The 14,269-nt window shown below is 63.9% G+C and carries 13 protein-coding genes; 6 read left to right on the top strand and 7 right to left on the bottom strand.

Features of this window, described 5'->3' with window-relative positions; all coding sequences use genetic code 11:
- Complete coding sequence (locus CRO75_RS14830) at positions 1-504, top strand: DoxX family protein (protein ID WP_097136457.1); 504 nt, start codon at positions 1-3, stop codon at positions 502-504.
- A gap of 132 nt (positions 505-636) precedes the next feature.
- Here the strand turns inward: CRO75_RS14830 and CRO75_RS14825 are convergent, their stop codons facing one another.
- On the bottom strand, positions 637-1,545 hold the full coding sequence (locus CRO75_RS14825; protein ID WP_062823474.1) for a LysR family transcriptional regulator: 909 nt from the start codon (positions 1,543-1,545) through the stop codon (positions 637-639).
- Positions 1,546-1,651: 106 nt separating this feature from the next.
- Here CRO75_RS14825 and CRO75_RS14820 point away from each other — a divergent pair, with 106 nt between their 5' ends.
- The 3 genes from CRO75_RS14820 (at position 1,652) to CRO75_RS14810 (ending at position 4,806) form a co-directional block, all read left to right on the top strand.
- Positions 1,652-2,251: a short chain dehydrogenase gene (locus CRO75_RS14820; RefSeq protein WP_097136455.1), complete on the top strand. Its 600-nt coding sequence runs from the start codon at positions 1,652-1,654 to the stop codon at positions 2,249-2,251.
- Between the two features lie 147 nt (positions 2,252-2,398).
- Complete coding sequence (locus CRO75_RS14815) at positions 2,399-3,082, top strand: hypothetical protein (RefSeq protein ID WP_097136453.1); 684 nt, start codon at positions 2,399-2,401, stop codon at positions 3,080-3,082.
- A 110-nt stretch (positions 3,083-3,192) separates the two neighbouring features.
- Complete coding sequence (locus CRO75_RS14810) at positions 3,193-4,806, top strand: NAD(P)/FAD-dependent oxidoreductase (RefSeq protein WP_097136451.1); 1,614 nt, start codon at positions 3,193-3,195, stop codon at positions 4,804-4,806.
- Between the two features lie 68 nt (positions 4,807-4,874).
- Here CRO75_RS14810 and CRO75_RS14805 read toward each other — a convergent pair whose 3' ends face one another.
- Positions 4,875-5,969 carry a PLP-dependent cysteine synthase family protein gene (locus CRO75_RS14805; protein ID WP_097136450.1) on the bottom strand — a complete coding sequence of 365 codons (1,095 nt, stop codon included), beginning with the start codon at positions 5,967-5,969 and terminating at the stop codon, positions 4,875-4,877.
- 323 nt (positions 5,970-6,292) lie between these two features.
- Here CRO75_RS14805 and nhaA point away from each other — a divergent pair, with 323 nt between their 5' ends.
- Positions 6,293-7,480 carry a Na+/H+ antiporter NhaA gene (gene nhaA / locus CRO75_RS14800; protein ID WP_009042476.1) on the top strand — a complete coding sequence of 396 codons (1,188 nt, stop codon included), beginning with the start codon at positions 6,293-6,295 and terminating at the stop codon, positions 7,478-7,480.
- Positions 7,481-7,559: 79 nt separating this feature from the next.
- Here the strand turns inward: nhaA and CRO75_RS14795 are convergent, their stop codons facing one another.
- Positions 7,560-8,024, bottom strand: a complete 465-nt coding sequence (locus CRO75_RS14795; protein WP_007923357.1) for a glycine zipper 2TM domain-containing protein — start codon at positions 8,022-8,024, stop codon at positions 7,560-7,562.
- A gap of 173 nt (positions 8,025-8,197) precedes the next feature.
- On the opposite strand from CRO75_RS14795, the gene CRO75_RS14790 reads away from it, so the two are divergent.
- Positions 8,198-8,434, top strand: a complete 237-nt coding sequence (locus CRO75_RS14790) for a hypothetical protein (protein WP_097136448.1) — start codon at positions 8,198-8,200, stop codon at positions 8,432-8,434.
- Between the two features lie 13 nt (positions 8,435-8,447).
- On the opposite strand, the gene pdxH is transcribed toward CRO75_RS14790, so the two are convergent.
- The 4 genes from pdxH to CRO75_RS14770 all read right to left on the bottom strand — a co-directional run bounded on the left by pdxH (position 8,448) and on the right by CRO75_RS14770 (position 14,226).
- Positions 8,448-9,095 carry a pyridoxamine 5'-phosphate oxidase gene (gene pdxH, locus CRO75_RS14785; RefSeq protein WP_007923081.1) on the bottom strand — a complete coding sequence of 216 codons (648 nt, stop codon included), beginning with the start codon at positions 9,093-9,095 and terminating at the stop codon, positions 8,448-8,450.
- Positions 9,096-9,126: 31 nt separating this feature from the next.
- Complete coding sequence (locus CRO75_RS14780) at positions 9,127-10,296, bottom strand: OmpA family protein (protein WP_097136446.1); 1,170 nt, start codon at positions 10,294-10,296, stop codon at positions 9,127-9,129.
- A gap of 140 nt (positions 10,297-10,436) precedes the next feature.
- Positions 10,437-11,582: a serine hydrolase domain-containing protein gene (locus CRO75_RS14775; RefSeq protein WP_097136445.1), complete on the bottom strand. Its 1,146-nt coding sequence runs from the start codon at positions 11,580-11,582 to the stop codon at positions 10,437-10,439.
- Between the two features lie 217 nt (positions 11,583-11,799).
- Positions 11,800-14,226, bottom strand: a complete 2,427-nt coding sequence (locus CRO75_RS14770) for a beta-galactosidase (protein WP_097136443.1) — start codon at positions 14,224-14,226, stop codon at positions 11,800-11,802.
- Between the last annotated feature and the right edge of the window lie 43 nt (positions 14,227-14,269).

The following is a 14,269-nucleotide window of genomic DNA, read 5'->3' as shown; positions in this document are numbered from 1 at the left end:
ATGCACACCCACTGCACCAAGCACCACCCGCTCAGCCATGGGGTGAACCGACTCATCCAGCTGCTGGAGCGTATTCCCCACAGCCTGATCGCCTTTATCGCGCGCTTCTCCATTGCCGCGGTGTTCTGGAAGTCCGGCCAGACCAAAATCGAGGGCCTGGCCATCGACCTGTTCTCCGGAACGTTCGAGCTCGGTATGCCGCGCCTGGCCGACTCGACCATTCCGCTGTTCCAGAGCGAGTACCAGGTACCGCTGCTCTCCCCCGAACTGGCCGCGCACCTGGCGGCATTCGCCGAGCATCTGTTCCCGCTGCTGCTTCTGGTCGGTTTCGCCACGCGCTTCTCGGCCCTGGCGCTGCTGGGCATGACCCTGACCATCCAGCTGTTCGTCTACCCCGACGCCTACCCGGCCCACGGCACCTGGGCGGCGGTGCTGCTGTACCTGATGGCCCGCGGCCCCGGCAAGTTGTCCATCGACCACCTGATCGCCCGACGCTATCGCTAGATGCCGCTATAGCGCTGTAGCCGCTGCCGCAGGCTGCGATCGGCCCCGAAGGGGACGCAAGGTCTTGAGATCGCTGAAGGCCTTCGGCCTTATCGCAGCCTGCGGCAGCGGCTACAGGCACAAACCGTCAGGTCAAAGGCGATCCAGCGCTTCGCCGCTGCGCTTGAACCAGCCGATCAGGTAATCGGCCAGGACCTGGGTGCGCCTGGGCAACCCGCCCTGATACGGATGCACCAGGTACATCGGCATGCTGCGGGTCTGGTAGTCGCGCAACAGCCCGCGCAAACGCCCGTCGGCCAGTTCCGCCTGCAGCAGGTAGGACGGCAGCCGGGCGATCCCCGCCCCCACCAGCGCGGCCTTTTTCAGCAGGTTGTAGTGATTGCTGGCGAAAGGTCCCGAAACCCGTACCCGAAACAGTTCGTGCTGCTGGTGATAGAGCCACTCCTCACGGCCGCTGTAATGGCTGTTGAGCAGGCAGCGATGCTCGGCCAGGTCCCTGGGCACCTGTGGCTCGCCATACTGTTCCAGGTAAGCCGGGCTGGCGCAGGTCATTTCGTGCCAGGCCAGCAGCGGCCTGGCCACCAGTCGTTGGTCATTGGCCACTTCCGAACGGATCGCCAGGTCGAAACCGTCCCGGGACAGATCGCGGTAGTTGTTGTTCAGCTCCAGCTCGATCTGCACCTCGGGGTACTGCCGGGAAAACTCCAGCAGCAGGCCTTCGAAGAAGGTCTCGCCCAGGGACACCGGCACCGTCAGCCGCACCGGCCCGGCCATGTCGTCCTTGAGCCGCGCCAGCGCCTGGCGCGCCCGCTCGACCTGAACCAGCAGCGCCTGGGCCTGGGGCAACAAGGCGGCGCCCGCCGCGGTCAGGCTCAAGCGGCGTGTGGTGCGCTGCAACAGCACCACCGCGAACTGCGTCTCCAGGGCGCTGATGCGCTTGGACAATTGCCCCTTGCTGCACCCCAGTTGCTGGGCGGCCAGAGTGAAACTACCGGCCTCGATCAGCACGGCGAACGCCGCCAGGTCATCCATCTCGCTCATGGATTGTTTCCATTTAAAAACCAAAGGTTGCCTATTAGCGCGCTAATCACCAGGAAAAACCAGCACTAGACTGCAACCTCGTTCAACCCACGCGAGGAACCGCCCCATGAAAATCCTTCTGATCGGCGCCAACGGCACCATAGGTTCGGCCGTCGACAAAGAGCTGTCGCAACGCCATGAAATCATCCGCATCGGCCGCACTAGCGGTGACTTCCAGGTGGATATCAGCAACAGCGCCTCGATCCGCGCGCTCTTCGAGCAAACCGGCCGGTTCGACGCGCTGATCTGCGCCGCGGGCAATGTCAGCTTCGCGCCGCTGGGCGAGATGAGCGCCCAGCACTTCGCCCTGGGCCTGCAGGACAAGCTGATGGGCCAGGTCAACCTGCTGCTGATCGGCCGCGAGTTCGCCAACGACGGCGCCTCGTTCACCTTCACCTCCGGCATCCTCAACCGCGACCCGATCCGCAGCGGCGCCTCGGCGGCCCTAGTCAACGGCGCCATCGACGGCTTCGTCCGCGCCGCCGCCATCGAACTGCCACGCGGCCTGCGGGTGAACTCGGTAAGCCCGACCGTGCTGGAAGAAGCCATGGACAGCTACGCCCCGTACTTCCGTGGCTACAAACCGGTTCCCGGCGCCGATGTGGCGCTGGCCTATGCCAAGAGCGTGGAAGGCCTGCAGACTGGCCAGACCTTTATCGTCGGCTGACCCACGCCTCTGCAGGAGCGAAGCTTGCTCGCGATAGCGCTGCACCCGGCACACCGCAGCGCCTTCCTACAGAGACGTAAATGGATCCAGGGTTGTGATGAACGGTCAGGCTGCGTAACGTGGCGGCACTTGATTGGAGACCCGACGATGCGTGCCGCCCGTTCCCTTGTTTGTATTGCCCTGCTCCCCCTGTTTGCCGGTTGCCAGATGCTGTCGGTGTTCGATGGCCAGTCCCGGACGCAGTCCCAGGCCGGCCAGACCCGCATGCAGGGCACGCTGACCGCCGCCGACGGCCAGTTGCTGTTCAAGCCCTGCGTCGGCGAGCAGCGTTATGTGGTCAAGGACAACGGCGGTACCAGCATCCTCCAGGAAGCCGCCAGCCTGGCCGACCAGCAGGGCACGTTGTTCGCCGACCTGCGTGGGCATTTCTCCCCGAGCAAGTCCGGCGGCGCCGACAGTGAAGTGGCGCTGAGCCAGCTGTACCGCGTCGAACGCTCGAACGACGCCTGCAGCGATCCCGACTTCCCCCGCCTGATCCTGCGAGCCAGTGGCAAGGCCCCGGACTGGAACGTCGACGTCAGCGCCAAGGGCATGCGCATCGAACGCGCCGGCCAGCCGGCGCTAGCGCTGCCCTACCTGGAAGAGCAACTGGGCGACGGCCGTTTCAACCTCAGCAGCGAAGCCAACAACCGCCATGTCGAACTCTGGGTCGCGCCGCAGCGCTGCGTGGACAGCAAGACCGGCAGCGTGCAGCACCTGACGGCGGAACTGCGGGTCGATGGCCAGATCCAGCGCGGTTGCGCCTATTTCGGCGGCTCGCGCAGCGACTGAGGCGACGGGCAACCGTTTTAACCTCACGGGGTCCGGGCTTTGCGGCTTATAATCGCCGGTTTGTAAAACCGCCCTGACGCATTGGTGCGTCCCGCGAACCGGACCCTGTCATGTTACGAATCACCGAACTCAAGCTGCCGATCGACCATCCCGATGAAGACCTGCGCCCTGCCATCCTGCAGCGCCTGGGCATCGCCAACGAGGACCTGCTCGACTTCACCCTGTTCAAGCGCAGCTACGACGCGCGCAAGAAGTCGTCCGAGCTGTGCTTCATCTACACCCTCGATCTGAACGTGCGCGACGAGGCCAGGCTGCTGCACAAGTTCGCCGACGACCGTAACGTCAACCCGGCGCCGGATGTCAGCTACAAGGTCGTCGGCCAGGCGCCCGCCGACCTGGCGCAGCGCCCGATCGTGGTGGGTTTCGGCCCCTGCGGGATTTTCGCCGGCCTGCTGCTGGCGCAGATGGGTTTCAAGCCGATCATCCTCGAGCGCGGCAAGGAAGTGCGCCAGCGCACCAAGGACACCTGGGGCCTGTGGCGCAAAAGCGTGCTCAACCCGGAATCCAACGTGCAGTTCGGCGAAGGCGGCGCGGGGACCTTCTCCGACGGCAAGCTGTACAGCCAGATCAAGGACCCGAAACACCACGGCCGCAAGGTCCTGCACGAGTTCGTCAAGGCCGGCGCGCCGGAAGAGATCCTCTACGTCAGCAAGCCGCACATCGGCACCTTCCGCCTGACCGGCGTGGTCGAGAACATGCGCCAGCAGATCATCGCCCTGGGCGGTGAAGTGCGTTTCGAGCAACGGGTTACCGACGTGCTGATCGAAGACGGCCAGCTGGTCGGCGTCGAGCTCAACAGCGGCGAACAGATTCACTCGAAACACGTGATCCTGGCCCTCGGCCACAGCGCCCGCGACACCTTCCGCATGCTCCATGGCCGTGGCGTGTACATGGAGGCCAAGCCGTTCTCCGTGGGTTTCCGCATCGAACACCCGCAGTCGTTGATCGACAGCGCACGCCTGGGCAAGTACGCCGGTCACCCGAAGCTCGGCGCCGCCGACTACAAGCTGGTGCACCACGCGAAGAACGGCCGTTCGGTCTACAGCTTCTGCATGTGCCCGGGCGGCACCGTGGTGGCGGCGACCTCCGAGCCAAACCGCGTGGTCACCAACGGCATGAGCCAGTACTCACGCAATGAGCGCAACGCCAACTCCGGCATCGTGGTCGGCATCACCCCGGAAGTGGATTACCCGGGCGGCCCGCTGGCCGGTATCGAGCTGCAGGAGCGCCTGGAATCCCACGCCTTCGTGCTCGGCGGCAGCAACTACGAAGCCCCGGCGCAACTGGTCGGCGACTTTATCGCCGGCAAGCCGTCCACCGCCCTGGGCAGCGTCGAGCCGTCCTACAAGCCGGGCGTCGCCCTGGGCGACCTGGCCCTGGCCCTGCCGGACTTCGCCATCGAGGCGATCCGCGAAGCGCTGCCGGCTTTCGAGCGGCAGATCAAGGGTTACTCCCTGCACGACGCGGTGCTGACCGGAATCGAGACCCGCACCTCGTCGCCGCTGCGCATTACCCGTGACGAATCGATGCAGAGCCTGAACGTGAAAGGCCTATACCCGGCCGGTGAAGGTGCCGGTTATGCCGGCGGCATTCTGTCGGCGGGAGTCGACGGGATCCGCATCGCCGAAGCCGTGGCGCGCAATATCCTCGGGATCGAGGCGTAAAAAAAGGCCCCTGCTACAGGGGCCTTGTCACAAACAGGCTCGCTCCTCAGGGGAGCGGGCTTGCACGCTCAGATGCCGGCGCGCAATACGCTGGCCGGCAACGCCTCGCCACGCTCCACACTCGCCGCCACGCTCTCGATCAACTCCCTCAATTCGTAGCCCTGAGCGGCCAGCCAGGCCTGATCGTAATAAGTGGTCGCATAACGCTCGCCACCGTCACACAGGATGGCGACGATCGAGCCACTCTCCCCGGCCTGTTTCATCTGCTGCGCCGCCATCAGCGCGCCGATCAGGTTGGTACCACTGGAACCGCCCACCCGCCGCCCCAGGCGCTGCGCCAGGTAATGCATGGCCGCCAGCGACAGGGCATCCGGCACCTTGACCATCGCATCGATCACCTTGGGCAGGAACGACGCCTCGACCCGTGGCCGGCCGATCCCTTCGATGCGCGAACCGCAATCCAGGCGCAGGCTGGCATCACCGCTCTGGTAGTAATCGAAGAACACCGAACGCTCGGCGTCGGCGCACAGCACCCGGGTGCAATGCTGGCGATACCGCACATAACGCCCCAGGGTGGCGGTGGTGCCGCCAGTGCCCGGGCTGGAGATCAGCCATTTGGGCTCCGGGTAACGCTCGAAGCGCAGCTGCTGGAAGATCGACTCGGCGATGTTGTTGTTCGCCCGCCAGTCGGTGGCGCGCTCGGCGTAGGTGAACTGGTCCATGAAATGCCCGCCGCCCTCCCGGGCCAGGCGCTCCGACTCGGCGTAGATCTGCGTCGGGTCCTGCACCAGATGGCTCTTGCCGCCGTAGAAGGCGATCTGCGCGATCTTTTCCTGGGACGTGGTGGCCGGCATCACCGCAATGAACGGCAAGCCCAGCAAGCGCGCGAAATAGGCCTCGGAAATCGCCGTCGAACCACTTGACGCCTCGATCACCGGCGCCCCGGGCTTGAGCCAGCCGTTACACAGCGCATAGAGGAACAACGAACGCGCCAGGCGATGCTTGAGGCTGCCGGTGGGATGGCTGGACTCGTCCTTGAAATACAGCTCGATGCCCGGCAGGCCCGGCAGGGGCAAGGGAATCAGGTGGGTGTCGGCGCTGCGCTGGAAGTCGGCTTCGATGATCCGGATGGCCTCGCGGGCCCACTGACGGTTGTCGCTCATGGTGTTTTCTCGTTGGCTCGAACGCCACATGGACGCCGAAAGATGAAGTGCACCCAGCATAGGCGATCCAGGCACAAGGAAAATCGGGCGCTGCAACAGGCAAAAGTCCCCGGCCCGTCGGGCTGGGGCCGGACATGTTAGGAAACATCCCTGGTCGCTCACAGGTACAGTTTTGAATCAATTGGATACACAACTGCTAGGCTGGTTTTCCAGCAGGCCGCTGCTCTGCTGCATATAACAAAAAAGAATATAACTTTTGTTTTAACAACTAACAGTACGGGTTAGGGTGTGCCACCTTTTTAGTTTTCTGATGGAGAGCGACCTTGCCTCTGCGTAGCACTTTCACGCGTTTCTTTCAGTTGGAAGCTGCCAGCGGTCTGTTATTGATTGCCGCTGCCGTGCTTGCCCTGATCATCAACAACTCACCGCTGTCCTGGCTGTACAACGGCCTGCTGGACACTCCCGTGGTCGCCCAGATCGGCGCCCTGAAAATCGCCAAGCCGCTGCTGCTGTGGATCAATGACGGCCTGATGGCCATGTTCTTCCTGCTGATCGGCCTGGAGGTCAAGCGAGAGGTCCTCGACGGCCACCTGTCCAAGCCTTCGCAGATCGTCCTGCCGGGCGCCGCCGCCATCGGCGGCATGGTAGTGCCGGCGCTGATCTACTGGTTCCTCAACAAGGACAACCCGCCCGCGCTCAGCGGCTGGGCGATCCCCATGGCCACCGACATCGCCTTCGCCCTCGGCGTGCTGGCCCTGCTGGGCAAGCGGGTTCCGGTGTCGCTGAAGCTGTTCCTGATGACGCTGGCGATCATCGACGACCTAGGGGCCATCATCGTCATCGCGATTTTCTACTCCGGCGCCCTGTCGACCCTGTCGCTGGTACTCGCGGCTGCCTGCCTGGTGGCGCTGGTGGCGATGAACCGCCTGGGGGTGGTCAAGCTCGGGCCGTACCTGATCATCGGCCTGATCCTTTGGGTCTGCGTGCTCAAGAGTGGCGTCCACGCAACCCTGGCCGGCGTGACGCTGGCGTTCTGCATCCCGCTGCGCACCCGCAATGCCGAGCCTTCGCCGCTGCTGAGCCTGGAACATGCGCTGCATCCGTGGGTCGCCTACGGCATCCTGCCGCTGTTCGCCTTCGCCAATGCCGGACTGTCGCTGCAGGGCATCACCGTGGAAAGCTTCACCCACTATGTGCCCATGGGCATCGCCATCGGCCTGCTGCTGGGCAAGACCGTCGGTGTATTCGGCCTGACCTGGCTGGCGGTGAAGATGGGGCTGGCCGCCCTCCCCGCCGGCGCCAACTGGGGCCAGGTGCTGGGCGTGGCGATCCTCTGCGGGATCGGCTTCACCATGAGTCTGTTCGTGGGTTCCCTGGCCTTTGTGCCCGGCAGCAGCGAATACGCCGGCATGGACCGCATGGGCATCCTCACCGGCTCGCTCTTCGCCGCCCTGATCGGCTACGCGGTGACAGCCGCGGCCAGCCGCAAGAATCCACAACTGCCGGCATAACCGCCGGCGTTGCCAGGGCTGAAAACACAAAACCCCGACCAGTTGCCTGGCCGGGGTTTTGTTTTGTCGCGGTTAACGCTTAGTGGGCGACACGGCTGGTGCCGTTGACGCTCATGATGCGTACGCGCTCGCCAACGCGGAACACTTCGTTTTGTTCAACCTGTTGTACATAGGCACGCATGCTGCCGTCGTCTTCACGCACGGTGATTTCCACGCCCTGGGTACGGGTCAGACCTTCCTCGGTGGCGGAACCGATCAGGCCGCCCGCCACCGCACCGATGACCGCCGCCACGATGCTGCCTTTGCCGCCGCCGATGGCGCTACCGCCAACGCCGCCGACCGCTGCACCGGCGAGGCCGCCGATCGGGGTCTTGGTGCCTTCGATTTTCACCGGACGCAGAGATTCGATGGTGCCCATGCGAACGGTCTGTACGCGACGCGCCTCGTCACGGGAGTAAGAGTCACCGGACAGATTGGATTGGCAACCGGTGAGCAACATGGCCATCGTGGAAAAGGAAGCAACCAGCAAAACAGACTTACGCATAGGATCAACTCCAAAGGACAGATAATCATTAAACTCCGCAGCTTGACGCCTGTCACGGCGTCGCCCGGATAAAATGGGTTCCATTCAGCAGCAGTACAGACTGCTTGAATATAAAAACTCTTCACACGGTAGCGCTTATTTCCCGAGTTGCGCCACCGGCCAAAGGATTTTCCATGGATTACTTCATCATTGTCGTGACCACCGTTGCCGGCCTGTACTTCCATTGGTGGCTGTATGTACGGATCAAGCGCTGGATGGACCGGGACCTGGCGCTGTCACTGGCCCACGGGGACGAGAAGAAGAAATCCTTCATGCTGCAACAGCTGGCGAATGCCCATCGCCAGAAAGTAAAACGCCGGGACCTGCCACAGTGGCTAGAAGCCGCCGCGGCCGGTTATCCCGGCGAATGACCTGATTCCTGGTTCAGGGGGCCAGGCGCTCACGCACCCAGTCGGCACCTTGCAGGCGGTAGTTCAGGCGATCGTGCAAACGGCTCGCGCGCCCTTGCCAGAACTCGATGCGCTCCGGTAACAGGCGATAACCACCCCAGTGCTCGGGGCAATGGGGCTGGGTATCGCTGAAGCGCTCCTCGGTGTTCTTGAGCAAGGCTTCCAGCTCCTGGCGATCGGCGATCACCTGGCTCTGCGGCGATGCCCAGGCGCCCAGGCGGCTGCCCAGCGGGCGGACCTGGAAGTAGGCATCGGACTCCTCGGCGGTGACCTTGACCACCCGCCCCTCGATACGCACCTGACGCTCCAGGGCCGGCCAGAAGAAGGTCATGGCGGCAAAAGGCCGTGCGGCCAGTTGCTGCCCCTTGGCGCTGTCGTAGTTGGTGAAAAAGGTGAACCCCTGCGCATCCAGCCCCTTGAGCAGCAGGATGCGGCAATGGGGGCGCCCTTCTTCGTCAACGGTCGCCAGGGTCATGGCGTTGGCCTCGACCGGCGGCTGCTCGGTTTTCACCGCCTCCGCGAACCATCGGTGAAACAGCGTGAAGGGCTCGACCGGAGCCTGGGCTTCGGTCAGTCCGTCACGGGTGTAGTCGCGGCGCATGTCCGCCAGTCCCTGGGTCATTGCAGGTTCCTTTTGCCCGATGCCTGATGAATCAGTTCTTCGCCTGTTCGCTCGCCTTGGCCGGAGCCTTGGCAGTGGTGGTCTTCTTGGCGGTTTCTTTCTTCGCTACAGGCTTCTTGGCTGGGGCTTTTTTCGCCGGAGCGGCTTTCTTCGCGGCGACGGCTTTCTTCGAGGAAGCAGCAGGAACGACTGGTTTCACATCCTGTACGGCAACCAGTTCAGCCTCGGATGGAGTCGGCTGGTTGTACTTGCTCAGCAGGGCCAGCATGGTGCTGCGCTGGGTGACGATGATTTCCACGCGACGGTTCAGCGCACGCCCTTCGGCGCTGTCGTTGGCCGCACGAGGCATCACCGAACCCATGCCGCGCAGCATCAGGCGATCGCGCTTCAGGCCAGTGAGGCTGAAAATCGCGGCAACGGACTGCGCACGGTCACGGCTCAGCTTCTGGTTGGCCGCCGCGGCACCGGTGGTGTCGGCATGGCCCAGTACCAGCACGGAAGTCTTGGCGTCGGTACCCACGGCCTTGGCCACGCGGGTGAACGGGCTCAGGGTGACCGGCAGCAACATGGCCGGGCGATCCGGATTGAACGAACCGTCGACCGGGGCGATCACCACCAGGGTGTTCTCGCGACGCTCCAGTTGCAGGCGGCTGTCCTTGATGGCTTCACGCAGGCGCGGCTCGTAGTCGTCCAGCCAGGCCTGGGTGATTTTTGGATCCGGCATCGGGATGTCTTTCACATCTGCCTTGGTCGGAGACTTGGGCTGCTGATTGAACGGCCACCACCAGTTGCCGGTCTCGGTCTTGGCGACCTTCGGAGCCGCGGTCGCGGCATCCGCCTTGGCTTTGGCGTCGGCTACTGGCTCTTTGACTGCGTCTTTGCTCGTGTCCTTGGAAGGGAACGGCCACCACCAGTTGGTGGTCTCGGCCTTGGCGGCCGGAGCAGCGACGGAAGCGGTTGCGGTTTCGACCTTGGCTGCGGCAGGAGCGGTCGCGGACTTGGCGGTGGATGTGGCGGCGGACTTGACCGCGGAAACCTCGTTGGCAGCTGCTTTTGCTGCCGGTTGCACCGCTTCCTTGCTGGCGGTCTTATCGGAACCGAAAGACCACCAATGCCCACCTTCTACGTCATTTTGTGGAGTTTGTGCACAACCGGTGACAGTGAGGCAAAGAGCCAAGGCTAAAGACTTGTTCGACGACATGGGATATCCACAAAATGAGATGAAAAATTACGGTCTCTACGAACCGTACAAACAGACGCTTTGAAAGTATAAAAGCCACAGGGTTCCTTGCTGATGCTTTTACTCATGTTTAGGCAAAAAAATTCCTGACAGCAACTTTTTTACAGACAATCCGACAGAACCCTCACTAACTTCTGCGCCCTTGGATCCATCAGCACGTACGGACCCAGGGTATTGGTGACAAAACCGAAGGCCACATCGTACTCAGGATCGGCAAAACCGATGGAGCCACCCGCTCCCGGATGGCCGAAGGCGCGTGGGCCGAGACCGAAGGTCGCGTTGGCCACCTGCGGCTGATCAAGCATGCAACCCAGGCCGAAACGGGTCTGGGTCAACAGGGTCTTGTCCATGCCGACGCTGTGTTCGCGCGCCAGCTCTTCGAGCATGTCCGCTTCCAGCAGGCTGCCATTGAGCAGGCCGCTGTAGAACCCGGCCAGGCTGCGGGCATTGCCATGGCCATTGGCCGCTGGCTGTTGCATGCGCCGCCATTCCGGCTTGTTGGTACTGGTCATGATCGACGGCGGGTTGGTGAACGCCCGGGTGGTCATGGCCGTGGGTTCGCGCATGGTCACTTGCAGCAGGCGCTGCGCGGCCGCGTCGCCGACATTGCCCTTGCCCCGGGCGATGTGCGCCACGCGGTAAAACTCCTCGTCCGCCAGGCCGACATGGAAATCCAGCCCCAGCGGCCTGGCGACCCGTGCCACGATGGACTCGCCGGGACCACGCCCGTCAGCCCGCCGCAGCAACTCACCCACCAGCCAGCCATAGGTAATGGCCGCATAACCATGACCTTCACCCGGTGTCCACCAAGGAGCCTCCGCCGCGAGGGCATCGACCATGGTTTGCCAGTCGTAGAGCGCTTCCGGCGCCAGCAGCTCACGCAAGGCCGGCAGCCCGGCCTGATGGCAGAGCAACTGACGCAGGGTAATCGCTTCCTTGCCGGCCGCAGCGAATTCAGGCCAATACCGGGCAACCGGCGCGTCCAGCTGCAACTTGCCTTCGGCCACCAGTTGCAGGGCGGTGACTGCGGTAAAGGTCTTGGTGCAGGAAAACAGGTTGGCGATGGTATCGCTGTGCCAGGCCTCGCTGCCGTCCTTGTCGGCGGTGCCGGCCCAGAGGTCGAGCACGGTTTCCCCGCCGATCTGAATGCACAACGCCGCGCCGCGCTCCTGGGGATCCTCGAAGAGTGCCGCGAAGGCTTCGCGCACCGCCTCGAACTTAAGCTCGTAATGACCCTGAATCTGCACCCGTGACTCCCCCAGACCATGCTCTACAAAGTGGTGCGCATTGTTCCAGCCCTTGAGGGTTTTGGGAACAGAAGCGAGCCCGGTGGCGATCCACCGGAAGAATTGTTCAGAAATCGACGGACATTGAACGCAGCGCGGGCCGGCCAACCCCTACGTGAGTGTAGAGGCGGACCGGCCCGCGCGAGGGAAGCCGTACCCTAAAGGCGCGGTTCAGCGATCAATGGCCATTCGCCGAATGCCCACCCGCATGGCCGCCGCCCTGCCCTGCGCCCTTGCCATCATGGCCCGGCTTGCCACCATCGGCATGACCCGCGGTCTTGTCGGCCTCTGCCTTGGCCTTCCCGGCTTCCTTGCCCAACTGCTCAAGGGCCTGCAGGTTGCTCTTGCGCACGCTGTCGACAAAACCCTGGAACGGCACATCGGTGATGCCCACCAGGCCGAAATGGCCGTTCTCGCCGTCCAGCAGACGGCCGGTGACCGGTTGATCGAGGTACTGGAACCAGTGCACGCCGACAATCGACGGTTCGCTCAACGCCTGCTTGAGGAATTGGGCATAGGCCGGGCCGCGATCCTCCTCCCGCACCAGCTCGGTCACGCCACCCCAGAATGGGCCGCGATCCCGGGAGCCGAAGTTGAACTCGGTGATCAGGACCGGCTTGTCCAGCGTGTTCAGCCGGGCAAAGTCGTAACCGTCCTGTGGCTTGAGGGTGTACATGTTGAAACTCAACACATCGCAATACTGGGCGCAGGACGCCACGGCCTCGGGGGTGCTGATGGCGAAGCGTCCGCCCAGCAGCAGGTGGTTCGGCGCGTGCCATTTCAGCGAATCGGAGATGGTCTTGAAGTAGGTGTCGGCAAAGACCTTCTGGAAGTATTTGAAGTCGGCTTCGATCTCCGGGTGTTCCGGGCTAGGCAAAGGCGGCTCGAACCCCGGGTCTTCCATCAGTTCCCAGGCGGTCAGGTTGATGCCCCAGGCCTTCGACAGGCCCTCCTGGTTACGGTACTTGTCGCGCAGTTGCTTGAGGAACGCACGCTTGGCCGGCACGTCGGTGGTCATGCGCAACGTGCCGTATGCCAGGGCATAACGCGACTTGGGGTCATCGCCAGGGCCGGCCCAGGCCAGTTCGTTGTCGGCGAAGTAGCCGATCAGCCAGGGATCGTCGCGGTGATCGCGGGCGGCAATGGCCACGGCGCGCTCGGTGGCCATGGCAAAACGCGGATCGAACGGATCGGGCATGCCGCCCCACCAGTCGGTACCGGTGCTGATGCTTGCATAGTCGCCGACGATCGACAGCGGCAAGGTGTAGGGCACGCGGTCGTTCAGGCCCAGCGCCGGCGCGCTCCAGTTGCCGATGGTGTTGAAGCCCCAGGCTTGCAGGCGATCCAGGGTGTGGCTGGCCCAGCGTTTCTGATCCAGGGCCGCGGCGGGGCAAGCTACCGCGGCTGGCGGCTCGGTGCCCGGACCGGCCTGGGCCCCCTGAGCGTCGGCCTTGGCGGCGTCCGCCACACCGGCCTTGGTTTCGCTGCCCGGGGTGCAAGGCACGCCGTAGGTGCGCTGCAGGTTGGCGCCATAGAAGTCGTACCAGCGACCGGCGTTGTAGGCGCGGCCCTGGTCGGCGCCATTGCCGCCGCGGTTGTCGCCTTCGCCGTAATAACCGGCCAGCGGCTCGCCGACGTTGGGCAGTGTCGCGAACATCCATTCACGGCCGACGATATAAGTCTGGCTGTCGTCCGCGGCGACCGCATTGACCCCCAGGGAATAGAACGGATGCCCCTGGGGCGTCACCAGATACCAGCGGCCATCGCGCTTCTCGGTACGGAAGAAACCACTGGCCTTGAAGGCCGGTCCGTTGCTCCAGCCACCGAAGGTGTCCAGGGAGGCGCGCTCACGTTCGGCCAGCCAGGTTTTCAATTGCTGTTGTTCCTTGCTCGCCGCGGCCTTGAGCTGCTCGTCGCTGGCGATCTTTTCCGGCCACTTGGCGCGGGTCGACTGGCCGTAGGCATCCACCAGACCACCGTAGGCCGCCTTGACCACCGCCTCGCCGTCCTGCACGCCAAAACGTTCGAGCAGGATGCTCTGGGCGGCTTTCGGTTGATCCATGGACAAGGTCACCGAGACCACCTGGCTGCGGTCCAGCTCGCCTTCGCTGCTGGCCAGCAGCACGCGCTGGCCTTCGAAGGTCATCGGCATCGGCGGACCGGCCTTCATGCCCTGGCTCAGCGGCGAACTGGCAACCAGCGGCACCAGCAGGGTCTGCGCCGGGCCGGCCGGCAGGTCGATGCGACTGACCAGGGTCTTGCCGTCATTGCTCTGGATCTTCACGTACAGGGTCAGGGCCCAGTTCATCGCGCTCTGGATCCGCAGGCTCATGACCCCGGACTGCGACCAATCCCAGGCACCGGTCTGCGGGGTCAGGCGCAGGCTGGGTTGAATCGCCGGATTGAAGGTCACCCGGCGCAGCACTTCGCCCTCGGCCGTCTGCTCCGTGTTGGCTTGCGGCAGGCTGGCATCCACTGTCGCCACCTGCACCACATCGGCAGGCCGGACAAAGTTGAACAGCGTCTGTTGCCCCGCGGGCGCGGCGAGCAGCGGCGTGGCGAACAGCAGAGCAAAGATTACAGCGGGTAACGAACGGCGAATCATAGAGACCTGGTGCTCCTTAACGGCCGATGAGCGGCCTGTGTGC

Source organism: Pseudomonas sp. LAMO17WK12:I10, assembly GCF_900215185.1.
GTDB lineage: Bacteria > Pseudomonadota > Gammaproteobacteria > Pseudomonadales > Pseudomonadaceae > Aquipseudomonas > Aquipseudomonas chlororaphis.
The sequence above is the reverse complement of the archived record's forward strand: the minus strand, read 5'-3'. Positions and strand labels throughout refer to the sequence as shown.